The sequence below is a fragment of the Parasphaerochaeta coccoides DSM 17374 genome, assembly GCF_000208385.1.
GTDB classification, from domain to species: Bacteria; Spirochaetota; Spirochaetia; order Sphaerochaetales; family Sphaerochaetaceae; genus Parasphaerochaeta; species Parasphaerochaeta coccoides.
The window spans coordinates 1,050,296-1,074,366 of the sequence record NC_015436.1 but is presented as its reverse complement, the minus strand read 5'-3'; the positions used below and the strand labels follow the sequence as shown (position 1 = coordinate 1,074,366).

Here is a 24,071-nt window from a genome sequence, read left to right as displayed (position 1 = left end):
GGAAACCAATGGTTCCCTGAACTCAGGCTAGCGTCTTTTTGACTTGCGCGACAAGAGCGGAAAAAGCGGTCTTGTCCTCAATGGCCATATTCGATAGAGCCTTTCGGTTCAAATCGATGTCAGCCTGCTTCAAACCATGCATGAACTGAGAATAATTGAGTCCCTCAGCTCTGACAGCGGCGCTTATCCTGGCAATCCACAGTTGGCGGAAATCCCTCTTGCGAAGTTTACGTCCGACATAAGCATACTGCCCGGCTTTTGCTACTGCATCCTTTGCGACACGGTTATTCGTGCTGCGGCGTCCGTAGTACCCTTTTGCCTGATCCAGGATTTTCTTTCGTCTGTCCTTGCGTTTCGTTCCATCTATAGCTCTTGGCATCGTAGTTCTCCTTTATCAAGCATAAGGCAGCAGCACGCGGACGCGGGCGACTTCCGATTCATGAAGGAGACCACTGGCGCGGAGCTGACGCTTGCGCTTGGAACTCTTTTTGGTGAGAATGTGCCGGAGACCCTGCTTCTTGTAGCGGATCTTGCCGGAACCCGTGACCTTGTACCGCTTTGCAGCGGCTTTTCTTGTTTTCATCTTTGGCATTTTAAAACCTTCTTTGCGTCTTCAAGGAACAAGAAAACCCCTTGGGACAGCTTATAATGTCACTCCTTACGGAGAAACGTACTTATTCAGCATCATCTTCCGAAGCCAGATTTTCACCAGCGTCAGTGTTTTTCGTGGATGCAGTGGTATTTTTACCAGGTGCAACCGTAATGCTCATCATGCGTCCTTCCATCTTGGCAGAACGCTCAAGTATGTAAGATACATTGTTTTGGCCCAGAACATCAAGTATCTTGTCAAGTACGACCTTGCCCAATTCCGTATGGGCCAGCTCCCTTCCGCGGAAGCGGACGCTAATCTTGACCTTATTGCCTTCTCCAAGGAATTCCGTGATGGCGCGGCTCTTGGTCTCCATGTCATGTTTCTCGATCTTGGGTTGCATCCGCACTTCCTTGATCTTGGTGACAGTCTGGTTCTTTTTGGCTTCCCGCATGCGCTTTTCCTGTTCATACCGGTATTTGCCAAAATCAAGAATCTTGCAGACTGGAGGATTTGCATTGGGGGAGACTTCGACAAGGTCGAGTCCCAGATCCTCTGCCATCTGCACGGCATCATATGTGTTCATGACGCCTCTTTGGGTTCCATCGGCATCGATGACGAATACTTCTCGTGAACGGATTTTGCGGTTAATCCTAAGTTCCTTGATAGCCAAGCGCACTCCCTGTGTTTTTCAGTAAAAAAAACCACTCAATTTATCAAAAAAGAGTAAAATAAGACCCAACGGGCCGCCAGCGAACTATAGCATGAAGCTTTTTGCGTGTCAAAGAGGGTCATCCCGCAAATTAGGTAAATCAGGTAAATAATCCTTTGTGACTTGAGAAATAATGAGGCTCTATCGTATGATATTGCCATGGAAAGGAACAAGATGAAGACTGTAGTGTTCTTCGGTTCTCCGCGGAAGCAGGGCAATACAAGGAAGATGGTCGATGCCTGTATCGAAAAGGTCGGGGGAGAAATCCTGACTGTAGATTGCTGCGGGGGACGGTTTTCCGCCTGCACCGATTGCCGCTGGTGCAGGAGTCATGCAGGATGTTCCATCCCCGATGGCATGGACGACGTGTACTCATGGGTCGAAGAAGCTGATGCCGTGATTATTGCCTCTCCGGTACATATGGGTACGCTCTCAGGTCCCTTGCTGTCCGTCCTCAGCCGCCTACAGACCTACTGGTCGTCAAAGTTCGTTCGTGTGACTGACAAGGTAGTCCCCCGGAAAAAAGCGGGATGTCTCCTGCTCACCGCCGGTTCCAGTGACTTTGACATGGAAAGGAATTGCATCTACACGGCATCATTCGCTTTTAGGCTGATGAACGCATCTTTTCTCGGTTGTGTGTTGGCCGATAATACAGATCACGTTCCCGCACAGGACAATGAACACGCCATGGCTTCCGCCCGGCGGATGGGCGGGTCTTTGTCATTGTGGAAAGGTCAAGAGATGTAAGAGGGGAGTCTCCGTAGCGTGCTCTTGCCACGTATTGTAAACATATTGCAGCGCATATTGCCCGCATGAAAAAAAGGAGATGCCGCAATTTTGCAGCACCTCCCATGATTCACGTCAGGTCAAGCTTTTCAAGTAATATCTTAGGCTTTGCCAGCGGAACCAAGCACTTCCTCGTTCTTGTGCATGTACATTTTCTTGAGGGCATCGCGGGCGGGACCCAAGTATTTGCGGGGATCGAACTCACCCGGCTTCTCATCAAAGACACGACGGATGGTTCCGGTCATCGCCAAGCGTCCATCGCTGTCAATGTTGATTTTGCACACGGCGCTCTTGGCGGCTTGGCGGAGCTGTTCCTCCGGTATGCCGACGCTGTCCTTCAGCTTTCCACCATGTTCGTTGATCATCTTGACGAATTCAACGGGCACTGAAGAAGAACCATGCAAGACTATGGGGAAGCCGGGGAGCTTGTCCTCAATTTCCTTCAGGATGTCAAAGCGGAGCGGGGGCGGAATCAGGACGCCATCAGCGTTACGGGTACACTGTTCGGGAGTGAACTTGTTTGCGCCGTGGCTCGTGCCAATGGAGATGGCAAGGGAATCGACACCTGTGCGGCTTACAAAGTCAATGACTTCTTCCGGTTTCGTATAATGTGAAGTCTCCGCGACCACATCATCCTCAATGCCTGCCAAGACGCCCAGCTCGCCTTCGACGGTGACGTCGAACTTGTGGGCATATTCCACGACCTTCTTTGTCACGGCGATATTTTCTTCATAGGGAAGATGGGAGCCGTCGATCATCACGGAAGAAAAGCCGTTGTCGATGCAATCCTTGCACGTCTCAAAGCTGTCACCATGATCCAAATGGAGGACGATAGGGATTTCATAGCCAAGTTCTTTGGCGTATTCCGTTGCTCCACGAGCCATGTTCCTCAAAAGGTTGATGTTCGCGTAGTCGCGGGCTCCCTTGGAGACCTGGAGGATGACGGGTGAGCGTGTTTCAACGCACGCCTGGATGATTGCCTGTAGTTGTTCCATGTTGTTGAAGTTGTAGGCAGGAATGGCATAACCGCCCTTCACGGCTTTCGCAAACATGTCGCGAGAGTTGACAAGACCAAGTTCTTTATATGAAACCATAAAAACACTCCTTGATGGTTGTAGGTTCGCAACCTATATTACTTTACCGGTATCAGTCGAAGCCGTCAACCTTGAAGATGAAGACAGGAACGAAATCGCAGACAAAATCATGGGAAATTGTACCGTCACATTCCTTCGCTTTGCTACGCACATACCCGTGTCGTCCGCTGAACATCCACTGATAAAACTGTCTACGTCAAGTGTTTATCCAATCAGGCTGGTAAAATTTTTCGCTGTCGCGGCAATTACATCCTCAAGGGGAATGTCTTTTACGTCGGCCACAATCCTGCATGCATGATGGACTGACAGAGGTGTGTTGATTTTTCCCCTCTCAGAGAGGGGAGCCAAGTACGGGCTGTCCGTTTCCACCAGAAGTCTGTCCATTGGGACGATGCGGGCGACTTCACGCAGGAAGCCGTTATTCTTATATGATATATTGCAGGCAAAGGAAATATGGAAACCCATGTCCAAGGCACGCATGGCCATGTCAACGTCTCCGCTGAAACAGTGCATGATTCCGCCGTGGGCAGGGCACTGCTCTTGCAGGCAGGACATGATGTCGTCATGGGCATCCCTGTCGTGAATGACGACCGGCAAATTCCACCGGGTGGCCATGGCAAGCTGACGGACAAAGAGAGCCTTCTGTTTTTCCGGGGTCCCGTAGTTCCAATGGTAGTCCAGTCCAATCTCTCCCAGGGCATGGATTTTGTTCCTGTGTTCCCTGATGATATCTTCCAGCGTTGCCATCTGGTAGTCTATGTCTATCGTACTGTCCACTGCCCATGGTCCGGCTCCTACGCTCAACCTGAGCCAGGGGAACGGGGAAGCCTTCTCATGGCGCAAAGAGAAATCATCATATTCCGTGCCAATGTCCATTCCTCCGGCAAATCCAGTGTCCTGCATGGCGGACAACAATGAGAGTATGTCTATTCCCTTCTGTTTCATGGACAGGATATGGAAGTGAGAATCGGTAAGGCCGCGTGGGATGCCAGTAGTCGTCGGCGCGATGCAATCTTTCATGATTCTTTCATTCTACTGGTTTTTCCGTCATTGACCAACAGCACTGGCACCGATACTATTGCATTCGTCGTTTCCTTGGCCGAAGTGGTGGAATTGGTAGACACAAGGGACTTAAAATCCCTTGCCCGTAAGGGCGTACGGGTTCGACCCCCGTCTTCGGCATGAAATATTCCTGTACCTATACCATCAAACTGTCTACAAAACGCTTCTCAAAACAGTTGCCAAAGATATTGCAGGGGATATTTATCGTTGTTTTGTCAGCGTAAGGTGTTTGTCGTATCCAAAGTAATGATAAAAAGTCAGAGTCCGTCCGTTTGAGCTGAAATTGTAGGAGTACTGCTTCCTTGAACTGGATTCATTGTTCCATGATTTTTGACTGAATATTCTTCGGCTCTCATCAACGTCAATTTCTAAATAATATGGTTCTGAAGAATGTTGAGGTGGAAAGTATTGGACATAATCTTTCCGATAGTACGCTTTGGTAGTTCCGTCAAACTCATACTGAATGTAAATCTTGCGTATATAATCATCAGATTCATACGTGAACAGGCCGTTGAACCGTGGATCTTGCAGAGGCCAGCGTGAACTGATAAAAACTAGTTCACATCCTGCCAGAATAAGGATGAGCAGGATGATTCCTGCGAAACCAGCTTTTTTCATGGCGAAATCTCCATTATGTCTTTCGTTCATTCCTATCAAGATTGTTCTTCGACCGTAGCATCCTCTATCAGTCTTGCATTGTTCTTCAGGGGGATGATCTTGCGGATGAAGGGTTGTAGCCCCAGGAAAGTTTTCTTGAACTCCGCTTCACTTTCCTTCAAGGCTGATTGCCAGGCTGACCCGAATCCCGGAGAGTTGATTGTCAGCCGATCAGCGGCTTGCTGGTAAACCTGTAGGCGGGACAGTTCGGCGCGACCAGGACGCTGGGAAAAGGTGTGGATACTGATGCGCAGGTTCTCGTTCTGCTGCTTGAGCTCCACGACTTCTGCCTTGAGTTTGGAGAGCCCCTCGCTTTCCAAGTCCATCCGGTCGGTCAGCATAGCTTTCAGACGGGCTATCTCTTTCTTGGATTCCTTTTGTTCACGGGCTTTCTTAATGGACAGCCAGATGACGGCTACCAAAGCGACGACAAGCCCAATGCCAATCCCAATGAAAAGATATTTATTGAACCATTCCATGTCTACCATGCTCCTGTCATCACAAGGAAATACTTCCCATAAGTACAATATCACGATGCAAAGACTTGAACAATACTTTGTATTCCACCCCACATGTGTTCATTCCCATTCTGTGAGAAAGAGGCGAGCGTAGGGAGTTGGCTGTCATTCGGCTTATAGCCTGAACAAGAAAGGGCCGCAACGCCTGTCATCCAACGGCAGGTGTTTTCGTTTTACGTGGGAAATCATCCCCCGGATAAACGGCACTGAACCCCAAAAAAAGGGAAGCATTGCAAAAGTTTTGCAACACTCCCTTGTAATGGTAACAGGTAGGAAAATCACCGGATATTACGGCTATGGCTTATGGCTCCATGTCTTCTCCGCACAGCTTCACCATGTTCGTGTTATCCGCTTCGTTTCCAATTAAACAAAGAATATCTTCAGCAGGAAAAGGATGCCGACCACTACGGTGAAGATGGGAACTTCCTTGTGTCTTCCGCTGAATACCTTGAGGAGCAACCAGCTGACAATGCCGAACATGATGCCGTCAGCTATGGAGTAAGCGAAAGGCATCATGATGATGCACAGGAAGGCAGGGATGCCCTCGGTGAAATCCTCGAACTCGATTTCCTTGATGGGAGCCATCATCAATAGACCGACAATGACAAGAGCTGGTGCGGTAGCGGCACTGGGTACGGAAAGGAAAATCGGAGCCAGGAACAGGGAGAGCACGAACAAACCTGCGGTGACTACGGATGTCAGCCCGGTGCGTCCGCCCTGAGAGATGCCAGCGGAACTCTCAACATAGGTCGTGACGGCGGAAGTACCGAAAATAGCACCGCAGAGAGTACCGATTGCATCGGCAAAGAAGCCTCTCTTTGCATTTTTGATTTGCCCATCCTTTTCCAACATGTTCGCCTGTGTAGCGCACCCTACGAAAGTCCCGACGGTATCGAAGACGTCGACGAAGAAGAACGTCGCGGTGACAATCAGGAAGTCGATGGTGAAAATCTGAGAAAAATCAAACTTGAAGAAGGTCGAACTGAGATCGGGAGGAAGGAAAGAACCGCCTGCCCATTTCGTCACCCCAAAAGGAATCCCAATCAGCGTGGTGCCGAGCATACCGAGCAACAACGCGCCGGGAACCTTGTAAGCATAGAGGAGTCCTGTCACGACAATGCCAATCAGAGCTACCAATGGCGCGCCGGAAGTGATTCCACCCAGACTGACGAGCGTTGCGTCATTATTGGCGATGATGCCGGAATTTTGTAGGCCTATGAAAGCGATGAACAGACCGATGCCGGCGGAAATGGCCTTTTTCAGGTTTGCAGGAATTGCATTGACAATCGCCTCACGGACATTAAAGAGGGTCAGGACCATGAAAATGAGTCCTTCCACAAGAATGGCGGTCAAGGCAAACTGCCAGCTGTAGCCCATTCCTATGACGACGGTGAATGCGAAGAATGCATTCATTCCCATGCCGGGAGCGAGCGCAAAAGGCAGGTTGGCGATTAACGCCATTGCAAGAGTGGCGACGGCTGATGCCAGCGCCGTGGCGGTGAAAAGAGATCCCGTGTCCATTCCCGTAGCACTGAGGATGCTAGGGTTGACGGAAAGGATGTACGCCATGGTGAGGAACGTCGTGATTCCGGCAACGACTTCCGTCTTCACGGTCGTCTTGTTCTCGGAAAGCTTGAAGAACTTTTCCATTCTTTCTCTCCTTATAGTGATGCGTGTAATGTGGACATGGTATAGAAAAACCTATGGTGAGCAAAGACCAAAAACACACACAATCAACATTTTCTGAAAAATGCCATGTTTTTTTCCTGTCAGGAACAACCATCATCTGAATTTCCCATGCCTCCGGTCGCACTTGCCAGTCCGCCCGTTTCCTATTACTCTTTCACATATGGAATCAAACAAGGAAAACAATCATCTGACCGCTGACATTCGTGAGGCGGGACGCGCGGCACGTGCATTGTCTTCCTCTTCGGCCGAAAAACGTAACGATTTGCTACGGCGTATCCGCGATGGACTTTTTGCTGATGCCCACGGCATCTTTGAAGCGAACCGCAGGGACATGTCCGCTGCGGAAACGGAAGGGGAGACCAGCTCCCTGATGAAACGCCTGGTATTCGACAGGTGCAAGCTGGATGCCGTCCAGGATGGGCTGGTAGCTGTTGAAGCATTGCCTGATCCCATCGGTACGGTCGAGGAACGCCGCCTTCTTGACGACGGCCTTGTCTTGGAAAAAGTTCGCTTTCCTCTCGGAGTCATTGGCATGATCTTTGAAGCCCGCCCTGATGCCCTGGTTCAGATTGTTTCCCTGTGCATAAAAAGCGGAAACGGCATTGTCCTCAAAGGAGGCCGTGAAGCGTTGGAAACCAACAAGGCTCTTGTCGCCTCAATCCGTTCTTCCTGCGCGTCGCATCCCCTTGGTTCAGGGTGGATGGTTCATCTTGAAAGCCGTGGGGATGTGGATTTCATCCTGGGCATGGACAAGGACATCGACCTTCTCATTCCCAGAGGCTCAAACTCTTTCGTACAGCATGTCATGAGCAATACCCGCATCCCTGTTCTGGGGCATGCCGATGGTATATGTGCCATATATGTGGATAAGGATGCTGATGTCACTATGGCGGTACGGCTTGCCGTGGATTCCAAGACTCAGTATCCTGCTGCCTGCAATTCCATTGAGACGCTTCTTGTCCATCAGGCGATTGCCCCCGTATTCTTGCCTGAAGCAGCGGCGGCTCTTGAAGGGAATGGCGTGAAACTCAAGGGAGATGAAGCGACCTGTCGGATTATTGCCGTTGAAAAAGCCTCCCCGCAGGATTATGATACCGAATTTATCAGCCTGACCTTGGCGGTGAAGGTAGTCGAATCCTATGAGGAAGCGGTCGAGCATATTGCGGAGCATGGTTCTGGGCATACCGACTGTATCGTCACGGAGAATGAAGGACTGGCACGGCGTTTCATGCGTGATGTCGATTCCTCCGATGTTTTCTGGAATTGCAGCACCCGTTTCGCCGATGGTTTCCGCTTCGGGCTGGGGGCAGAGGTGGGCATCAGTACGGGAAAGATTCATGCCCGCGGTCCCGTCGGGCTTGATGGTCTGGTCAACGGCAGATGGCTGTTGAAAGGACAGGGACACGTGGTTTCTGATTACAGCGGAGCATCCCCACGGAAGTTCAAGCATCAGGAACTACCCGCCGACAGTCCTTCCATGGCAGCGGAAAACTAAAGAAGCAGAAGTGAGGAAGCAGGGATGGCACGGGATTTCTCATACGTCAGGACGGTGGTCCTCAAGGTCGGAACAAACCTTCTTTCAGGTTCTGCCGGGATAGATGAATCATATATTGACAATGTGACTGCCCAGATTGCGGCGTTGAAAAAACGTGGCTTGGACGTCCTTTTGGTGACATCTGGAGCAATAGGCATGGGAGCTCGTGAGCTACGCCTCAAAGGTCCTGTCAAGAAAATAGAAACTCGTCAGGCATGCGCCTCAATCGGTCAGCCAATCTTGATGAGCAGTTACCGACGTTCCTTCCAGGAACACGGACTGATTTGCTCCCAGGTTCTTCTGACCAGATGGGATTTGGACGCGCGACGGACCTATGTTAATCTTCGCAATTCCGTTGAAACGTTGCTCAAGCTGGGAGTCGTGCCTGTTTTCAATGAAAATGACACGGTCAGCACAGCGGAAATCGGTTCCGCCTTCGGTGACAACGACAGGATGAGTGCCATGGTCGCCAGCAAAATAGACGCTGAATTGCTCATCATCATGACGGATATCCCTGGTGTCTATACCGCTGACCCCCGCAAGGACAAGAACGCTGTCCTGATGCCGGAAATTGAACATTTGGATGAAAATGTGATGGCAATGGCTGGCGGGGCAGGGACGACATACTCCACCGGGGGCATGAAGACAAAGCTGCTTGCCGCCCGGATAGCATCGCAGGGAGGATGTGGCTCCCTTATCGTCAGCGGGTATGAGAAAGATGTACTGCTCCGTATCATGGACGGCGAGGAGATCGGTACATACATCCATCCCGACAGGAGGCTCAGCCAGAGGGCGCGTTGGATACTCAACAATTCCCATGCCGGAACCATCACGGTGGACAAAGGCGCAGAAAAAGCCCTTCGCGCCCATAAGAGTCTCCTTCCCAGCGGCATGATTGGGGTGACGGGCGTGTTCAATGAAGGGGATGTAGTCAATGTGCTGAATGTCAACGGAACGGCTTTTGCCAAAGCTGTCCCGTATTTCAACAGCACGGAGTTGACCCGTCTGGTCGGATGCAGCAGTGAAGATATCTCCAAAAAACTGGGGAACGGCAAGAAGGAGATGGTCTTCCGTCCTGATGACATTGTGTTCCTTGACAAGGAGACAGGCTGATGGAAGTGACGTACACGGTTCATCCGCGCCAGCGGGATATAGGCAGGCGGATACACCAGTTGCACCAGAAGGAACATCTTGCAGTAGGTATTCTGGACGTTGGTACGGAACAGGAGCTTGAGACGTGCATTGACTGGTATGTGGCTAATCTGAATAGTTGCCTGCATGTGATTACCGTGGACGGGAACGGAGACATCCAACAGTGGAGACGCCGGTGGCCTGATGTCTCGTGGCTGGTTTTCTCCGCGCATACGCTTCTTGCGGAAAAACTGGGAGCCTTGGCGGATGAATGCTATACGACATACTTCATGGTGGTACGGACTGACATGGAGCTTGTGCATTACGACCGCCTCCTGCTTGCCCGGCATGTTGCGGGAACTCCTTCCCCGGCAGTCCTTGCGCCCTTCCTTTACAATAATGCGGGGGAGTTGCTTCCCACAGTTTCCGCCCCGTTCATGCATAGAAAAGGCAAGGAGATTTCTGCCCTGTCGTTCTTTCCGGAAACCAGTTCCCGTTCAGCCCAGGACACGTTCTACCCATTTTATGGCCTGGGAATATATGAAAGAGCTCTTTTCCAGCGGCAGCGCGGCTTTGACAGCCACATCATCAGTGATTACTGGCAGTTTTTTGATTTTGCCGCCCGTTGCTGGCTCTGTGGTTATCCTGTCCTTGCTACGCCTTCGCTGGGCTTCCGCTTCACATCACGTCTTTCCGTTGTCGAGGATCGGACGCTTCCCATAGGCATTGACCGCATGTATACAAAACTGCTTGGCGTTCACCAGATAAAAGGCAAGAACTTCATGAACCCACGCCTGTCACGCCTGGACAAGGACGTACAGGAAGAACTTCGCAGCCGCCTGATACTGCTGTACAAGGTCGACTTTTCCATGTTGATTGCCCAATGGAGGACTCCGGGGTGAGAACAATATGGTCAGGTTGCTTTCCCGCCATCATTTTGTTGTTCTGCCTCTTTTTTTTCACAATGGGAACAGCGTTTTCGTCGCCGTTTACTCCCGTCGATGCCATCATTCTCGACGCCGGTCATGGCGGCCATGATCCGGGTGCGGTCTCCGTCTGGGATGATGTCACATATTATGAGAAGGATATTGTCCTTGATATTGTCCTGAGGATGAAAGCCATCCTTGGGCAGAGGGCTCCGGATTTGAATGTGATCCTTACACGGGACAGTGATGTCTTTGTTTCTCTTGAGGAACGGGCAGGAATCGCCGTGGACAGTGTGTCTTCTGGAGGAGCTTCCGGAGGCACGGGAACCATCTTTGTCTCGCTTCATGTCAATTCCGCCCGTTCCGCCAGTGCCCAAGGCTATGAAATATTGATAAAACAAGCAGACAGGAAAGTCACATTCCTCGATGAAAAGTCACCGCTGTCGGCCATCAAACGGTGGAGTTCCTACAAAGGTTCCGTCCTCAACACGGAATTGAACAAAGAGAACAAGAGCCTTGCATCATCCGTCAGGGCAAGCCTTGCTACTTTCTTTCCTGCCGGGAGGGACAGGGGAATCATTGAAAGAGACATCTACGTGCTGAACTACAGCAGGATGCCATCAGTTTTGGTTGAGATGGGCTTCTTGTCCAACAAGGATGATGCGTGGAACCTCCGGGACGGCGAGTGGCGTCAGAAAATGGCTGCGGCCATTGTTTCGGGACTTCTGGCGTATCGTTTCCTTTAGAGGGTCTCCCGGCTGGAGGACAGTTCACGCATCTCCCTTTTTCACCCTCATGATCAATTCTGTCTTCAAGTCTTTCAGCTTGCGTGAGAGACTGACCTTGTAAATATGAGGATTTATCAGACGTTTGTAGCTGGCGTGGAAACCGTCAAGGCTCTTGCGGGCGAAGTCCTGTACTTCGGTCAAGGAAGGGGAAACGCCCACCTTTTTCCCATCTTTCATCTTACATGAAAGCAGGGGGACGGCAGATGTATAGTTTTTTGCTTTCATAACGAAAAAATCCATTTCCGTAAACGGATGGAAGAACGTATGATCGCATCCGTTTTCGGGCGTTTCGTCTTCCAAGGTCACAAGGTCGGCTAACGCGCCTTCTGTTTCATTGGAAAAACGCCAGACTTGCTTGATACCGGGCAGAGTTGTCTTCTCATAGCTGTTGCTGACTTTCAGGGTGGGGATGTACTGTCCGAAAGTATCTTGCTTGCTGCACAACTTATATACCCCGTTGAGAGAGCTTTGCGTACCGCCGGTGACCAGATGCGTGCCGATTCCCCAGCTGTCGATAGGTACTTTGTCGTGAACCAAGGTCTGGATGATGTCTTCTGTGATATCATTGGATACAATGATGCGTGCGTCTTCTAACCCGGCTTCATCAAGTCGTTTTCTGATAGCGCGGGACAGGTAGTTCAGGTCGCCGCTGTCAATTCTGACGCCGAAGCTGAGGTTTTTCTTTTTCAGCTCTTTACCAACGATGAGAGCGTTCTCTATGCCGGAGCCCAAGGTGTCGTAGGTGTCGATCAGGAGGATGGCGTTGTCAGGATAGAGGCGGGCGAACTCACGGAAGGCTTCCAGCTCATCCGAGAAGGACATGACCCAACTATGAGCCATGGTTCCTGCCACGGGAATTCCGTATTTCATGCCGGCAAGGGTGTTGCTGGTGCTTGATGTCCCCCCTATGAAGGACGCTCGGCTAGCGGAAAGAGCGCCGTCAATTCCTTGGGCGCGACGGTAGCCGAATTCCATGATTGGCCCTCCGGAGGCGGCAAGGCTCATCCGGGCTGCCTTGGTAGCGATCAATGTCTGGAAGTTGAGCGTGTTGAGAAGAAAAGTTTCAATGAGCAGCGCATCGATCAGTGATGTATGAACCCTGACAAGCGGTTCTCCAGGGAACACCATGGTTCCTTCATCCATGGCATGGATGGAACCGGAGAAGTGGTAGCTTGCGAGGAACTCAAGAAATTCCGGCTTGAATTTCTTCAAGGACGCAAGATAGGCAATGTCATCGTCGCTGAATGTGAAGTCCTCCAGTTTGTCCAGCAGGTCGTTGAGACCGGTGAACACCGCATACCCACCGTTGAACGGATTGGTGCGGTAGAACATGTCGAATACCACGCCAGGATTGTGTTTTGCCAGAAAGAAACCCTGCATCATGGTCAGTTCATAAAAATCAGTATTCAGCCCGGAAACGCTCATGTTTCTGTCCCTCTCCCTGTCAACGTGCTATGTCAACACGCTGTCAACGCGCCGGTATTGCCGGTATCACGGAAAATCCCACATAAGGAATCAGTTTTTCAGGGATGGTGACCGACCCGTCTTCATTCTGGTAGTTCTCAAGGATGGCGACCAAGGCACGGGAGATTGCCACAGCAGTACCGTTCAGCATGTGGACGAACTGTAGCTTGCCGTCATCATCACGGTAGCGGATGCCCAGGTTGCGAGCCTGATAGTCTGTGCAGTTACTGGTGCTGGTGACTTCACCATATTCACCGTTCTCACCACGTCCCGGCATCCATGCCTCGATATCGAATTTCCTGTAGGCCGGAGCTCCCAAGTCGCCAGTACAGGTGTCCAGCACCCGATAGGCAAGGCCGAGGCCGCTGAAAATATCTTCCTCAATGGCAAGCAAGCGGGCATGGAACACGTCCGATTCCTCTGGGAGGCAGAAGATGAACATTTCAAGTTTGGAAAACTGATGCACACGGTAAAGCCCCTTGGAGTACTGACCCGCTCCTCCGGCTTCACGGCGGAAGCAGTGGGAAAGCCCCGCCAGCTTGAGAGGCAGGTTGGCTTTGTCCAGTATTTCGCCGCTGTAATATCCGCCAAGGGTAATCTCGGCAGTACCGACAAGGCTGGTTCCTGTTCCTTCAAGCGCATAGATGTTGCTCTCCGCGCCGCGAGGATTAAAGCCGATGCCCTGGAGTATTTCATCCTTTGCTACGTCGGGAGTAATGAAAGGTGTGAAGCCATGCTTCATCACAATGTCCAAGGCATAGCGTTCCAGTCCCATCTGGAGCAACACGCCTTGGTTCTTGATGTAGTAGAACTTAGGGCCGGACACCTTGGTCGCGGTCTCAAAATCTATCAGGTCAAGCTTCTCACCCAGCTGTACATGGTCGAGGGGCTTGAATGCAAAGACGGGAGGAATGCCCACATGCTTCATCACCGTGCTGTCGGATTCTTCTTTCCCCACCGGGGCATCGGGATGGGCAAAGTTAGGGATTGAACGCAACCCCTCCTGATAGCGTGCTTCCACGGTTTCCAGTCCGGTTTCCAGTGAAGCGATACGTTCCTTGATGGCTTTTCCTTCCTCAATGAGGATGAGCCGTTCATCCTGGGACAGTTTCTGCTTCATCTTCCTGGCGTTTTCATTTCTGTCGGAACGCAGGTTCTCAGTTTCCTGCATCAGGGCCAGACGTTGTTCCTGGAGGGCGATGATTCCGTCGATATCGACCTTCATGTTCCTGTTGGCGATGTTCCGTGCAATTTCCTCACGCCGGGTCTTCAAATCTTTTGCATCGATCATGATGTTTCATCCTTCGGGGAGATATTCTTCCCCATGGTGTCAGTCTTGTCCTTTTTTGGCGGCAATGCCAGCCAGCAGCTCCATGGAGCTGGATTTTTCCGCCACAGCGGAAACTGCTTGGTATATGGCTGAATCAAACCCGTTCTCAGCAAGGGCTTTCATGCCTTCTATGGTCGTTCCGCCCGCAGAGCAGACTGATGCGAGCAGCTCCATGGGATTCTTGCCGGAAGCCTTGAGCAAGGCAACCGTACTGTGCAGTGTATCGCAAACGATGGGGAGCGACCGGGCGTAGGGTATTCCCTGGTGCGTCCCCGCCATGGCAAGCGCATGGATATACTGGAGGTGGTAGCCGACTGCCGAGCCGCTGATGCCGATGAATGCGGGCATGTCCTTTTCAGGTATGACGAAGGCGGTTCCGAAAGTGTTGGCAATCCTGACGACGGTCTCGGCAAACTCTTTGCTCACTCCTGCGGTCATGCACACTGCTGTGACGGACTCATGGATTCCTGCGGTAAGGTTGGGCATGATGCGGATCACTTCATTGGTTCCCAGTCCTTCTGTCAGGACATCAAGGGATACTCCAGCGGCAATGGATATCCAGCGAGTACCGGGAGCCGCGTTCATTCTCAGGTCGGAGAAAAGGGAAGGGAGGGACTGGGGCTTCACGGCAAGGATGATGATTTTGCACATGTTCACCAGTTCCGGCAGGCTTTCCGTGGCCTTGAGGTTCGGATGGCGAAGAAGCAGATCCTGCACTTTCCCAGGATTGGCGTCATGGACATGTACTTCCCACGATGGATCGGATGCCATGGCTCCGGCTATTGCTCCTCCCATGTTCCCCGTGCCAATGATGCCAATAAGCGTAGATTTCCTCTCACTCATGGTTTTCCTCCTGTGTCGTATCCATCACGTTTCCCATGCGTCCGTGGCTGGACAGGCAGGGGAAGGAATATTGCCTCAGAACTTCATACGTTGCTATGGCGACGCTGTTGGAAAGGTTGAGGGAACGCGCCTCCCCGCACATAGGAATCCTCAGGCATGAAGCGTAGTGCCCGGCAAGAAGATCTTCGGGCAAGCCCTTTGTTTCCTTGCCGAAGACAAGCCATGACTCTTCTCCGAAGCGGACGTCGCAATAGGAGCGTGGAGCCTTTGTACTGAAATAGTACAGGGAGCGTCCTTCGGTGGCAATGAGGAAATCTTGCAAAGATGCATATTCATGAATTTCCACAAGGTGCCAGTAGTCCAGTCCGGCACGTTTCAGATGCTTTTCATCCAATGAGAAGCCATAGGGCTTCACCAAATGGAGAACAGCTCCCGTTGCGGCGCACGTCCGTGCGATATTTCCCGTATTCTGGGGGATTTCCGGTTCAACCAAGACAATATGAAGCCGCATCGACCATTCTCCTGCGCCAAAATCTACCACCATTGGGGAATGAGTACAAGCGGGAACGTCATATCAGGAACCGAGCCTCATTTTATGCACTCACGACCCGTTAACCATCAGGGGTTTCAAGGAGCGACGCCTTGATGACAGACCCGCCCTTTTTGCGGTTGATGCCCAATACCGCCTGTTCGAGCTTTCTTTTTTTCTTGTAGCCCGAATCAAAAAGTTCTTCCTGCTGTGGAACATCTCCGGGATATACCTGTCCCAACCCGACCCCAATGAGTCGCACGGGAGAGAAAGAACGGTGTTTTTTGGCAAGAAGCTCACAGGCAAGAGCAAAGACCTGTTCCGCACTGTAGAGAGGCTCGTCGGGAGTTTTCTGCGCCGAGACCGTAACAAAATCCGGAGAACGCAGCTTGATGGATACGGTACGCGCCATCACATGTTCGTCCAAAGCACGGAACATGACTTCATGGCTCATCTGCAAAAGATAATGATGCAGTATGTCCGTGTCAGTCACATCGGCGGCAAAGGTCATCTCGCTACTGATTGAATGTGATTTTGAATCATGTGAGAAAATTCCCGAATCGATGCCCCTGCATATGTTGTAAAGGAATTCTCCCTGCGCCGCGCCGAAAAGTTTCACCAGATGGGATAACTCACAGGCACGGAGAGTCACAGTGTCAGTGATGTGGTGTCGTATCAGGCTTTCCCTTGTCTTCGTTCCGACTCCCCACAGCTTGCCCAGCCCTACGGCATCAATGAAAAGAATCTCCTTTCCCGGTGATACACGGCAGAGTCCATCCGGCTTGTCGTAGTCACTTGCCATCTTTGCAATAAAACGGGAAGGCCCTATGCCCACGGAGACCGTCAGCCCGGTGATATCGTGGATTTCTTTTTTCAAACGAGCGGCGGCTTCACGGGGAATCCCCATCAGCTTCCTTGTACCCGTCATGTCAAGGAAAGCTTCATCCACGGAAATCTGTTGGACATCAGGGCTGTAGTTGCGGCAGATGCCCATGACGATTCTACTGACTTCGGTGTATCTTTTCATGTTCGAGGGACGGACGATTGCATGGGGACACAATCGTAAGGCTTGAGCCATGGGCATGGCGGAATGCACGCCATAGACCCGTGCCTCGTAAGAACAGGTGGATGCGACGCTCCTCGGACCTGTACCTCCTACAATGATCGGCTTCCCTCGGAGAGAAGGATTGTCCAGCTGTTCGACCGATGCAAAGAACGCATCAATGTCCATGTGGAAGAAGACTGGCTCATGGACGGTCGTGTGGTTGCCTTCCGCCATCCCTGCCTTCGTATTCATCTGTCTGACTCATGATGACGCAAGGAGTAGGCTTCAAAGCCACGGCTGAGTATTTCTAAAAGCATCTGCGGCCATTCCAATCCTTTGCATTTCATCAAAAAAGGCCAATGGCTCGTATCGGTGAGTCCGGGAAGGGTATTGATTTCATTGAAAAAAATCCGTGCATCCGGCTTTCCTGACGGGTCAATGAAAAAATCGACCCGTGCATAACCCGTACAGCCCAAGGCAGAAAACAAGGAACGTGCGTATGTAGCAATCATTTCCGCTTCCTCCCGCGCAATGGGTGGAGGATATTCCATGGTGGCATGCCTGTGGACACTGTATTTTATGTCATAGGACAGTATACTTTCTTCACCGGCAGGCTTACGCACCAAGCCGGGACCCGCCGTGACAATCTCATCCTCTGCCTCAAGGAGCGCACATTCCAGCTCCATCACATCAGGGATGAAAGTTTCCACCAGTACCCGTTCACCAGGGATATACGCCATAAAGACGGCATCCAGGAAGATTTCCGCGCCAGGCTGGGGCAGAGCGGTCACGCCTACCGAGGAACCGCTTGCTTCAGGCTTGACAAGAAGACTCTTACCCAGCTTTTCTTGCAGGACGCCGAGGAACAAGTCCGCCCGTGCTGTGCCAGTACTATCGGGAGAAATGTCAAAGCTTGTGAAAAGGCGAGGGAAGGGTGCGTCTTCATCATTGCCCAGCCATGCAATGTCGTCGGGAGACAGGAGGATGGAAGGAGTCACAGGGATGCCCAGGATCCGGGCGACATCCTTTGCCAGATTCTTGTACATGCCCATCATGCTGGCGACCGTTCCCGAACCTGCATAGGGAAGGTGAGCCAGTTCAAGCAATGCCTGGAGCCTACCGTCCTCTCCTTCCGTACCATGGGTCACCGGGAATACTATGTCCACGGCGAGTTTTTCTCCATTCATCCACAAGCCGTCGCCCGGATGGATGGAAACGCCACGTTCCGCTTCTTGCCGTATGACCGCTACGGACTCATGAACATCCTGGAGGAACCAGCGGCCATTTCGGGTAATGACAATCGGCAGGACTCCATATCCCGCCGCGACAAGTTCCTTGCAGATATTTTCCGCTGACATCCGTGAGACATCATGTTCCGGAGAACGGCCTCCGGAAAGTACTGCTACGTTTTTCATAGTGAGCTGCCTTCCCTGCATGCGGCACAGACTGCCAGAGCTTCCCGTGCCTCGCGCATTTCATCCCAAGGGATTTTCCTCCCGTTCTCATATTCTATCGTGGTCTCATGTCCCTTGCCCAGCAGAAGAAGCACATCACCTCTGTTCAGATTTGCCACTGCTTCCCGTATGGCCCGTTTCCTGTCCGCTATGCGCAGTATCGTCCTGCGTCTTTTCAACGCATCCGGTATGCCAGCCTCGATGTCCTTGCGGATTGCCTCATATCCTTCATTCCGGGGGTCCTCATCAGTGATGATGATTCTGCTGCACCACCTGGCGGCCTGTGCGCCCATGGGAGCTCTTTTCGTGGTGTCCCGCTCCCCGGCGGCTCCGAATACCACCGTGATGTCCGCTTTAGGATGCACACGAGAGATTTCCTCCATCACATGGGCAAAGGCGTCAGCAGTATGGGCAAAGTCTATCAGCACGGTCACGCCCAGGGAATTAGGGACGGGAATTGCCCTGCCACGGACAGGGGAAAGTTTCTCGAACTGCGCAATGATGGCTTCCAGTGGAATATCAATCAAGGAATGAGCCATCGCCGCCGCTTCCAAAGCATTGGATAGCAGAAAAGGAAATGGAGAGGGAAATCTCCACAGTGTCGTCAATTCTTTGTCGTTGATGGCAAAGGTGAAAGCGAGTTGCTCCGGCTCCATGCCGAGGACAGTGGCGGAAATACAGGTTCCGTTGAGGATGCCGTCTTCTTTCCGGGAACATCCTGATGATTTCCCGTGGTGAACGGCAGTGATGAATGGCTTGGCTTGAGGAGCTGCCTTCATAATGTCGTCTTTGCGCGCATTGTCATGGGGGATGACCAGAGGAGAGCCCGGCAACAGGCGTCGGGCAAGGTTCAGCTTCGCGTCTACATAGCGTTCGAGGGAACCATGAAATTCCAAGTGTTCGCTTGTCATTGTCGTGTAGATGGCTCCGCTGAAAGCAATGCCCGCCAGCCGGTCATATTCCATGCTCAACGCATGGCTGGTGGTTTCCAGGATGACAATGGAAAGTCCGTGGTCACGGCAGGAAGAAAGGAAAGAATGGAGTTCCCATGCTTCCGGGGTACTCTGTCGGTATGGCGAAGAAACCAATCCGCTGCCATCATCCCATGAAACGGTACTGAGAAGTCCCGCACGTACTCCTTGTCCACGGAGTAACTGCCACAGATATTCGATTGTCGTACTTTTTCCGTCAGTACCCGTGACTCCTATGACTTTCAAGGCAGAGGCAGGATTGCCGAAGAATGAGCCGCAAAGCAACGCATACGCTTGCCGTGGAGCCTCAACCACTATATAAGGGACTCCCTCATGTGGACGAGAGGGAAGTCTGTCCGTCACAACAGCCGCAGCCCCTTTCTCCAGGGCATTGTCCATGAAGTCAATTCCATCTTCATGCAGACCGCGGAAAGCGCAATATATGCTTCCTTGGTCGCAGACCCGGCTGTCATGTCGTATTGATGTGATTTCAATGTCGGGCAAAGGAAACGGCCGGCCATCCTTCAGGAAGACCAGGGTATGGGCAAGGGAGGAAAACTCAAGGAGTTCTGATAACCTGACCGGCGCGTTCATGATGTCATGGTAGCAATCTTCGGCTCCCGTAGCAAGGAACTTTCCATGAATCTCCCGCTATGGGATGTTGTCCCACATGCAGGCATCTGATATGATTTCCAATCATGAGACGAGACAAGGGAGCGTCAATGGAACCATCGGAAAAAATCCGGAGGAACAGAAAGGATGCTTCTGTCCGGAAGATTTGTTCCGCACGAATCTTCCGGTGGATGACAGTGTTTCTTGCCGGTGCTTTTTTCTGTGCGCCCATGGCGTATGGGGAAGCCTACGAAAATCTTTCTTTCTTTACATTCAAGGACTTCCGCATGGCCTCCATCGGATACGCCGGGACATCGCTTACCGGCATTTCAGCATCTCCCCAGATGAATCCGGCGTCCCTTGCCACGCGTGGCGCGACAGGAAACCTTACCCTGCAAGGAACCTTCTTCGATGCCATGCGGTTTTCATCTCTCTCCCAAGGCAAAGCATATGCCTTCCTCCAGCAGCCCCTTGCTGATTACATGGTGGCATTTGTCGGCAACAATGCCGCCCTGACCATAAGGCGCAATATCTTGCTTGAAAGGCTTGATCCTGGTTCCATGACCTTTGCGGCACATTCTATTTCCTTGATTCAGCTTGACCTGGCATGGCAATTCAACAGGCTGTACGTTGGCGCGTCCATACGGGGAGGCAACCGTTCCGTGCGGGAGCGCATTTCAGTCAATGAGACGTACTTCATGACGGACTATTTTATCCAGACTTTCTTTGACCGCTATCACGCCAAGGAGAATACTGATTTCTACTCCGTCGGCGCGGGAGTCATCCTTGATGGTTCTTGGGTTCGCATGGGAGTTTCCTCCGATTCCATCCTGTCGGGCGGTCATCCTTTTGATTCCTCGGCCGCTCCCCGTACATTCATGGATTCTCTTAGTGCGGGCATCTCATTCGTCTCGCCACGCTATTCCCGTGACTATGAGTTGAACCTTTTCGTCATTGAAGCCGCCATGGACATCCATGATATAGGCAGCGATGCATCACGCGCCATTGCCGCGGGCATCAATCTCCGTTTGCAGATGCTTCCCCGTGTATCGTTGGACGCGCGTGTCGGTTATCATGAATTGAAGCCGAGCATGGGACGAATCTTCCAGGCGGAACCCAGCCGGATACTCACAAGCTTCGGGCTCAGCCTTATCGCCGAATGGCTGACGGTGGATTTGCTCTGTGAAGTACCCTTCTCGCTGTATAGCGGCAAGACGGGAATGCGTGGTGACGGGGTAGGCATAGGCCTGTCCATGGGAATCACCCTGTGAAAGAATGTGGGACAGTGGCGGATTTGCTTGCGGGAAAGAAGGTTTTCTGCATTGGCATCAAGGGAACGGGAATGGCATCCCTCGCTATCATGATGAAAAACGCCGGAGCTTGTGTATGCGGATGCGATACGGCGGAAGTCTTCATGACCGATGCTATCCTTGAAAGTCATGGACTGAGTTCTCTGAAAGGGTTTTCTGCGGATTTACTTCCTTCCTCCATCGACATCGTAGTCCATTCTTCCGCCTGGACTGATGAAAACTGTCCTGTCCTCAGGCGTGCCCGGTCAGAAGTCCCCTCCGTCTGGTCATATCCTGGAATGCTTGCCTGCCTGTCACGTTCCACCCGGATGTATGCGGTCGCGGGAACCCATGGGAAAACGACTACGACTGGTTGTGCCGCATGGTTGCTTTCCCTTCCTTCACGCCGATCTTTTCCTTTTTTCTCAGTATTTGGATCGGCGGTTCGGGTGATGGGGGAAGACCTGCCTGGAAAAGAACCGCCTCTCTGTGGTCCATGGCAGGGTGATGAATGCGCTGTCGTCGAAGCCTGCGAATATAAGGATCATTTCCTGGATTACCGTGTGAGGGGTGCCTTGGTGACCTCAGTGGATTTTGACCATCCTGATTTTTTTCCTGACCATAAGGCGGTGGAGAAAACTTTCCGGCGGTTCGTGCTGGGCATTCAGCCCGGAGGATTCCTGCTCTGTTGTACTGACGATTCCGGAGCGCGGGCTCTTGCGGCCTATGCACGCCGTCACAGGCCGGATCTGATGGTTCATGGCTACGGCTTTGCTTCCGGAGGGATTTTTTCCTTGCGGGACGTACTTCCTCACGGCAATTCTTCTCTGTCCGGTGGACATGAATATCGGATGAAACTGTTCGGAGACAGGGTGTTTTCCTCCCGGCTCCATGGGCGTGCGCTGGTAGGGGATGTCGTGGGAGGCTCTTTGCTCGCCGCCTTCATGGTGCTGGATCGCCCTCATCCTGATCTCTACCTTGATGAAGATGCGCTCATCACTGATGAAGTCCTGCCGACAGTAGTAGGGACGCTTCTGCGGGATGCGCAAAGATATCCCGGATGTCTGGGACGGACAGAGGAAGAATTTACCAGCTCCGATGACATTATCTTCATGGATGACTACGCCCATCATCCTGCGGAGATACGTGCTTCCTTGGACAGTCTCAGGCGTAAATATCCACAGCGACGGCTTGTCGTTGCATTCAGCCCTCATACGGCAAGCCGTACCAGGGCATTCCTTGATGATTTCGCCCGCGAACTGGGAAAGTGTGATTTTCTGGTCATCCAGGGAACCTATGCGTCCGCACGGGGAGATGCTGACAGAGACAACGACGGTGCCAGGATGCTCTGCGAAAAGATTGCCTCCCGTAAGAGCGGAGAACGCTCTGCTGGAGCGTGTCTTCCTGTTTTTGCTCCGGATGAAGGAGAGGCCATTAAAATCCTGGCGCAGTGGTTGATGAGCGGCGACTTGTGTATTACCATGGGTGCCGGCAACAACAGGGAAATGTCACGGAAGGTTCTGCTTGCCCGCGGGACAGGGAGCTTATCATGAAAAGTATGACAGGATATGGATTCTCCGAACTACATGAAGACGACCTTCATGTCTCGGTGGAGATTAAAGCATATAACAACAGATTCCTCGACATCGTGCATAACATCCCTTATTTCCTTGCTCCCTTCGAGCAGGAGATTGATGCCATGGTCAAGGATGTCTCAAGCCGTGGTCGTATAGAAGTGACCGTCCGGCTCCGGCAAAGCTCGGAGGATCTTACTCTTGAAGTGGACAAGGATGCGGTCGCCCGGTACGCTGACGCTTTCTCCGCCATAGCCCGTGAAGCGGGAACATCGTTTGAACCGACTTTGGCTGATTTTCTTGAAAGGGAAGGAGTACTGACTGCTACCCGTGACACTGACGTGGAAGTCTGGCATCCGACTCTCTTTGCCGTCCTGGGCAAAGCTCTCGAACAATTCTCGCGGAGCAAAGAAAGGGAAGGGGAAGCGACCCGCCGTGATTTGGAGCGTCTGGGGACAAGGCTGACCGAAGGACTGGAAACAGTAGAGACGTATGCCGAAGAAATGGAGAGGATGATTCGTGCCAGCCTGACCGAGCGTTTTAATGAAATGCTGGGAGAAAAAGGCTATGATGAGAACCGATTCCTCCAAGAAGTCGCCGTGATGCTTGTTCGCTATTCAATCAACGAAGAAATCGTCCGGTTGCGGACTCATTTGAAGGAATACAGGTCTTTGATTGCTTCTTCCCAACCGGTGGGAAAGCGTTTGGATTTCCTCTGTCAGGAGATTAACCGGGAAATCAACACCATCGGCAGTAAGAGTCAATTGGTTGATGTCAACCTGAGGGTCGTTGACATGAAGGCCTGTCTGGAAAACATTCGTGAACAGATTCGCAATATCGAATGAGAGCCTGCCACAGGCAGGAGTGCAGATGATGGACTGCAAGGTGGAGAGAGAATGCGTATAGCTATTTCAGGGAAAAGCGGATGCGGGAACACGACAGTCTCGACCATGGTGGCCGAAAGATTGGGATACCCCATGATTAATTACACGTTCCGTACCATGGCCAAGGAAAGAGGCATCGACTTCTGGGAGTTCCACCGCATGGCGGAGAAAGACGACTCGATAGACAGGGAACTTGATGAGCGCCAGATTGCACTTGCCATGGCTCAGGAAAACTGTGTCCTCGGTTCCCGCCTTGCCATCTGGATGCTTGAGGAAGCTGATGTAAAGATTTATCTGACTGCCAGCGTGGAAGAAAGGGCACGCCGTATCTTCCGGAGGGAAGGCGGAGAGCCAGGAAAGAAACTGGAGGAGACTCGTGAGCGCGACGCTTTCGACAGTGCCCGTTATGCCCGTATCTATGGCATTGACAACAATGATGCCTCTCGTGCCGACATGGTGATTGACACAGAGGGCAGGACACCGGAAGAAGTTACTGACATCATCATTTCGTATGTCTCACGTGGTGTCACGCTTGGTGCGCATGTGCATGGGCGGGACTGTACAAAAAAGAACAGATAAAGTAAACTGAT

24 protein-coding genes and 1 tRNA gene are annotated in these 24,071 nt (G+C 51.9%); 10 read left to right on the top strand and 15 right to left on the bottom strand.

What is annotated here, in order from left to right; translation table 11 throughout:
* Positions 1 to 22: 22 nt before the first annotated feature.
* The 3 genes from rplT to infC all read right to left on the bottom strand — a co-directional run bounded on the left by rplT (position 23) and on the right by infC (position 1,262).
* A complete protein-coding gene (rplT, locus tag SPICO_RS04795; RefSeq protein WP_013739549.1) occupies positions 23 to 379 on the bottom strand; it encodes a 50S ribosomal protein L20 in 357 nt (118 codons plus the stop codon).
* Between the two features lie 15 nt (positions 380 to 394).
* Complete coding sequence (gene rpmI / locus SPICO_RS04790; RefSeq protein ID WP_013739548.1) at positions 395 to 592, bottom strand: 50S ribosomal protein L35; 198 nt, start codon at positions 590 to 592, stop codon at positions 395 to 397.
* An 82-nt stretch (positions 593 to 674) separates the two neighbouring features.
* Positions 675 to 1,262 (bottom strand): translation initiation factor IF-3, encoded by a 588-nt coding sequence (infC, locus tag SPICO_RS04785; protein WP_013739547.1) that lies wholly within the window; start codon positions 1,260 to 1,262, stop codon positions 675 to 677.
* A 198-nt stretch (positions 1,263 to 1,460) separates the two neighbouring features.
* Here infC and SPICO_RS04780 point away from each other — a divergent pair, with 198 nt between their 5' ends.
* Positions 1,461 to 2,048 carry a flavodoxin family protein gene (locus SPICO_RS04780; protein ID WP_052295825.1) on the top strand — a complete coding sequence of 196 codons (588 nt, stop codon included), beginning with the start codon at positions 1,461 to 1,463 and terminating at the stop codon, positions 2,046 to 2,048.
* A 140-nt stretch (positions 2,049 to 2,188) separates the two neighbouring features.
* Here SPICO_RS04780 and SPICO_RS04775 read toward each other — a convergent pair whose 3' ends face one another.
* Both SPICO_RS04775 and SPICO_RS04770 read right to left on the bottom strand, forming a co-directional pair.
* Complete coding sequence (locus SPICO_RS04775) at positions 2,189 to 3,181, bottom strand: class II fructose-bisphosphate aldolase (protein ID WP_013739545.1); 993 nt, start codon at positions 3,179 to 3,181, stop codon at positions 2,189 to 2,191.
* A gap of 204 nt (positions 3,182 to 3,385) precedes the next feature.
* Positions 3,386 to 4,201 carry a TatD family hydrolase gene (locus tag SPICO_RS04770; RefSeq protein WP_013739544.1) on the bottom strand — a complete coding sequence of 272 codons (816 nt, stop codon included), beginning with the start codon at positions 4,199 to 4,201 and terminating at the stop codon, positions 3,386 to 3,388.
* Between the two features lie 78 nt (positions 4,202 to 4,279).
* Between SPICO_RS04770 and SPICO_RS04765 the strand changes: the two genes are divergently transcribed.
* Positions 4,280 to 4,363 (top strand) — tRNA-Leu (locus SPICO_RS04765).
* Between the two features lie 81 nt (positions 4,364 to 4,444).
* Here the strand turns inward: SPICO_RS04765 and SPICO_RS04760 are convergent.
* From SPICO_RS04760 to SPICO_RS04750, 3 genes are all read right to left on the bottom strand, one after another.
* Positions 4,445 to 4,861, bottom strand: coding sequence for a hypothetical protein (locus tag SPICO_RS04760; protein WP_013739543.1), 417 nt, complete (start codon positions 4,859 to 4,861; stop codon positions 4,445 to 4,447).
* A 35-nt stretch (positions 4,862 to 4,896) separates the two neighbouring features.
* On the bottom strand, positions 4,897 to 5,379 hold the full coding sequence (locus SPICO_RS04755; protein ID WP_013739542.1) for a hypothetical protein: 483 nt from the start codon (positions 5,377 to 5,379) through the stop codon (positions 4,897 to 4,899).
* 402 nt (positions 5,380 to 5,781) lie between these two features.
* Entirely contained in the window at positions 5,782 to 7,068 is a 1,287-nt protein-coding gene (locus SPICO_RS04750; protein ID WP_013739541.1) for an NCS2 family permease, read from the bottom strand.
* A gap of 199 nt (positions 7,069 to 7,267) precedes the next feature.
* Here SPICO_RS04750 and SPICO_RS04745 point away from each other — a divergent pair, with 199 nt between their 5' ends.
* The 4 genes from SPICO_RS04745 to SPICO_RS04730 are packed head-to-tail and all read left to right on the top strand — an operon-like array spanning position 7,268 to position 11,444.
* On the top strand, positions 7,268 to 8,602 hold the full coding sequence (locus SPICO_RS04745; protein ID WP_013739540.1) for a glutamate-5-semialdehyde dehydrogenase: 1,335 nt from the start codon (positions 7,268 to 7,270) through the stop codon (positions 8,600 to 8,602).
* 24 nt (positions 8,603 to 8,626) lie between these two features.
* Complete coding sequence (proB, locus tag SPICO_RS04740; protein ID WP_013739539.1) at positions 8,627 to 9,754, top strand: glutamate 5-kinase; 1,128 nt, start codon at positions 8,627 to 8,629, stop codon at positions 9,752 to 9,754.
* Complete coding sequence (locus SPICO_RS04735; protein WP_013739538.1) at positions 9,754 to 10,674, top strand: hypothetical protein; 921 nt, start codon at positions 9,754 to 9,756, stop codon at positions 10,672 to 10,674. Before proB ends, SPICO_RS04735 begins: the two co-directional genes overlap by 1 nt.
* Positions 10,671 to 11,444 carry an N-acetylmuramoyl-L-alanine amidase family protein gene (locus tag SPICO_RS04730; protein WP_013739537.1) on the top strand — a complete coding sequence of 258 codons (774 nt, stop codon included), beginning with the start codon at positions 10,671 to 10,673 and terminating at the stop codon, positions 11,442 to 11,444. Before SPICO_RS04735 ends, SPICO_RS04730 begins: the two co-directional genes overlap by 4 nt.
* Positions 11,445 to 11,468: 24 nt before the next feature.
* On the opposite strand, the gene SPICO_RS04725 is transcribed toward SPICO_RS04730, so the two are convergent.
* The 7 genes from SPICO_RS04725 to SPICO_RS04695 form a co-directional block, all read right to left on the bottom strand.
* Positions 11,469 to 12,911 (bottom strand): nicotinate phosphoribosyltransferase, encoded by a 1,443-nt coding sequence (locus SPICO_RS04725; RefSeq protein WP_013739536.1) that lies wholly within the window; start codon positions 12,909 to 12,911, stop codon positions 11,469 to 11,471.
* Between the two features lie 43 nt (positions 12,912 to 12,954).
* Positions 12,955 to 14,241 (bottom strand): serine--tRNA ligase, encoded by a 1,287-nt coding sequence (serS, locus tag SPICO_RS04720; protein WP_013739535.1) that lies wholly within the window; start codon positions 14,239 to 14,241, stop codon positions 12,955 to 12,957.
* Between the two features lie 39 nt (positions 14,242 to 14,280).
* Positions 14,281 to 15,123, bottom strand: a complete 843-nt coding sequence (gene proC, locus SPICO_RS04715; RefSeq protein WP_013739534.1) for a pyrroline-5-carboxylate reductase — start codon at positions 15,121 to 15,123, stop codon at positions 14,281 to 14,283.
* Positions 15,116 to 15,634, bottom strand: a complete 519-nt coding sequence (locus SPICO_RS04710; protein WP_013739533.1) for a tRNA (cytidine(34)-2'-O)-methyltransferase — start codon at positions 15,632 to 15,634, stop codon at positions 15,116 to 15,118. The genes proC and SPICO_RS04710 overlap by 8 nt, the downstream gene beginning before the upstream one ends.
* 100 nt (positions 15,635 to 15,734) lie before the next feature.
* The gene (gene dinB, locus SPICO_RS04705) at positions 15,735 to 16,949 is read right to left on the bottom strand and encodes a DNA polymerase IV (RefSeq protein WP_013739532.1); all 1,215 of its coding nucleotides are present in this window, start codon (positions 16,947 to 16,949) and stop codon (positions 15,735 to 15,737) included.
* Entirely contained in the window at positions 16,946 to 18,112 is a 1,167-nt protein-coding gene (locus SPICO_RS04700) for a D-alanine--D-alanine ligase (RefSeq protein WP_013739531.1), read from the bottom strand. The genes dinB and SPICO_RS04700 overlap by 4 nt, the downstream gene beginning before the upstream one ends.
* Positions 18,109 to 19,716, bottom strand: coding sequence for a Mur ligase family protein (locus tag SPICO_RS04695; protein ID WP_013739530.1), 1,608 nt, complete (start codon positions 19,714 to 19,716; stop codon positions 18,109 to 18,111). Before SPICO_RS04695 ends, SPICO_RS04700 begins: the two co-directional genes overlap by 4 nt.
* Positions 19,717 to 19,820: 104 nt before the next feature.
* Between SPICO_RS04695 and SPICO_RS04690 the strand changes: the two genes are divergently transcribed.
* From SPICO_RS04690 to cmk, 4 genes are read left to right on the top strand one after another with little or no spacing between them, the layout of a single operon-like run.
* A complete protein-coding gene (locus tag SPICO_RS04690; RefSeq protein WP_148229008.1) occupies positions 19,821 to 21,005 on the top strand; it encodes a hypothetical protein in 1,185 nt (394 codons plus the stop codon).
* Positions 21,002 to 22,576: a glutamate ligase domain-containing protein gene (locus SPICO_RS04685; RefSeq protein WP_013739528.1), complete on the top strand. Its 1,575-nt coding sequence runs from the start codon at positions 21,002 to 21,004 to the stop codon at positions 22,574 to 22,576. Before SPICO_RS04690 ends, SPICO_RS04685 begins: the two co-directional genes overlap by 4 nt.
* A complete protein-coding gene (locus tag SPICO_RS04680) occupies positions 22,573 to 23,442 on the top strand; it encodes a YicC/YloC family endoribonuclease (RefSeq protein WP_013739527.1) in 870 nt (289 codons plus the stop codon). Before SPICO_RS04685 ends, SPICO_RS04680 begins: the two co-directional genes overlap by 4 nt.
* A gap of 51 nt (positions 23,443 to 23,493) precedes the next feature.
* On the top strand, positions 23,494 to 24,060 hold the full coding sequence (cmk, locus tag SPICO_RS04675) for a (d)CMP kinase (RefSeq protein ID WP_013739526.1): 567 nt from the start codon (positions 23,494 to 23,496) through the stop codon (positions 24,058 to 24,060).
* Positions 24,061 to 24,071 lie beyond the last annotated feature (11 nt).

Excerpts from the sequence above, each read along its gene's own strand:
- rplT (WP_013739549.1), bottom strand. The coding sequence starts at position 379 with ATGCCAAGAGCTATAGATGGAACGAAACGCAAGGACAGACGAAAGAAA.
- rpmI (WP_013739548.1), bottom strand. The coding sequence starts at position 592 with ATGCCAAAGATGAAAACAAGAAAAGCCGCTGCAAAGCGGTACAAGGTC.
- SPICO_RS04780 (WP_052295825.1), top strand. The coding sequence starts at position 1,461 with ATGGAAAGGAACAAGATGAAGACTGTAGTGTTCTTCGGTTCTCCGCGG.
- SPICO_RS04775 (WP_013739545.1), bottom strand. The coding sequence starts at position 3,181 with ATGGTTTCATATAAAGAACTTGGTCTTGTCAACTCTCGCGACATGTTT.
- SPICO_RS04770 (WP_013739544.1), bottom strand. The coding sequence starts at position 4,201 with ATGAAAGATTGCATCGCGCCGACGACTACTGGCATCCCACGCGGCCTT.
- SPICO_RS04760 (WP_013739543.1), bottom strand. The coding sequence starts at position 4,861 with ATGAAAAAAGCTGGTTTCGCAGGAATCATCCTGCTCATCCTTATTCTG.
- SPICO_RS04755 (WP_013739542.1), bottom strand. The coding sequence starts at position 5,379 with ATGGAATGGTTCAATAAATATCTTTTCATTGGGATTGGCATTGGGCTT.
- SPICO_RS04750 (WP_013739541.1), bottom strand. The coding sequence starts at position 7,068 with ATGGAAAAGTTCTTCAAGCTTTCCGAGAACAAGACGACCGTGAAGACG.
- SPICO_RS04745 (WP_013739540.1), top strand. The coding sequence starts at position 7,268 with ATGGAATCAAACAAGGAAAACAATCATCTGACCGCTGACATTCGTGAG.
- proB (WP_013739539.1), top strand. The coding sequence starts at position 8,627 with ATGGCACGGGATTTCTCATACGTCAGGACGGTGGTCCTCAAGGTCGGA.
- SPICO_RS04735 (WP_013739538.1), top strand. The coding sequence starts at position 9,754 with ATGGAAGTGACGTACACGGTTCATCCGCGCCAGCGGGATATAGGCAGG.
- SPICO_RS04725 (WP_013739536.1), bottom strand. The coding sequence starts at position 12,911 with ATGAGCGTTTCCGGGCTGAATACTGATTTTTATGAACTGACCATGATG.
- serS (WP_013739535.1), bottom strand. The coding sequence starts at position 14,241 with ATGATCGATGCAAAAGATTTGAAGACCCGGCGTGAGGAAATTGCACGG.
- proC (WP_013739534.1), bottom strand. The coding sequence starts at position 15,123 with ATGAGTGAGAGGAAATCTACGCTTATTGGCATCATTGGCACGGGGAAC.
- SPICO_RS04710 (WP_013739533.1), bottom strand. The coding sequence starts at position 15,634 with ATGCGGCTTCATATTGTCTTGGTTGAACCGGAAATCCCCCAGAATACG.
- dinB (WP_013739532.1), bottom strand. The coding sequence starts at position 16,949 with ATGAATACGAAGGCAGGGATGGCGGAAGGCAACCACACGACCGTCCAT.
- SPICO_RS04700 (WP_013739531.1), bottom strand. The coding sequence starts at position 18,112 with ATGAAAAACGTAGCAGTACTTTCCGGAGGCCGTTCTCCGGAACATGAT.
- SPICO_RS04695 (WP_013739530.1), bottom strand. The coding sequence starts at position 19,716 with ATGAACGCGCCGGTCAGGTTATCAGAACTCCTTGAGTTTTCCTCCCTT.
- SPICO_RS04690 (WP_148229008.1), top strand. The coding sequence starts at position 19,821 with ATGAGACGAGACAAGGGAGCGTCAATGGAACCATCGGAAAAAATCCGG.
- SPICO_RS04680 (WP_013739527.1), top strand. The coding sequence starts at position 22,573 with ATGAAAAGTATGACAGGATATGGATTCTCCGAACTACATGAAGACGAC.
- cmk (WP_013739526.1), top strand. The coding sequence starts at position 23,494 with ATGCGTATAGCTATTTCAGGGAAAAGCGGATGCGGGAACACGACAGTC.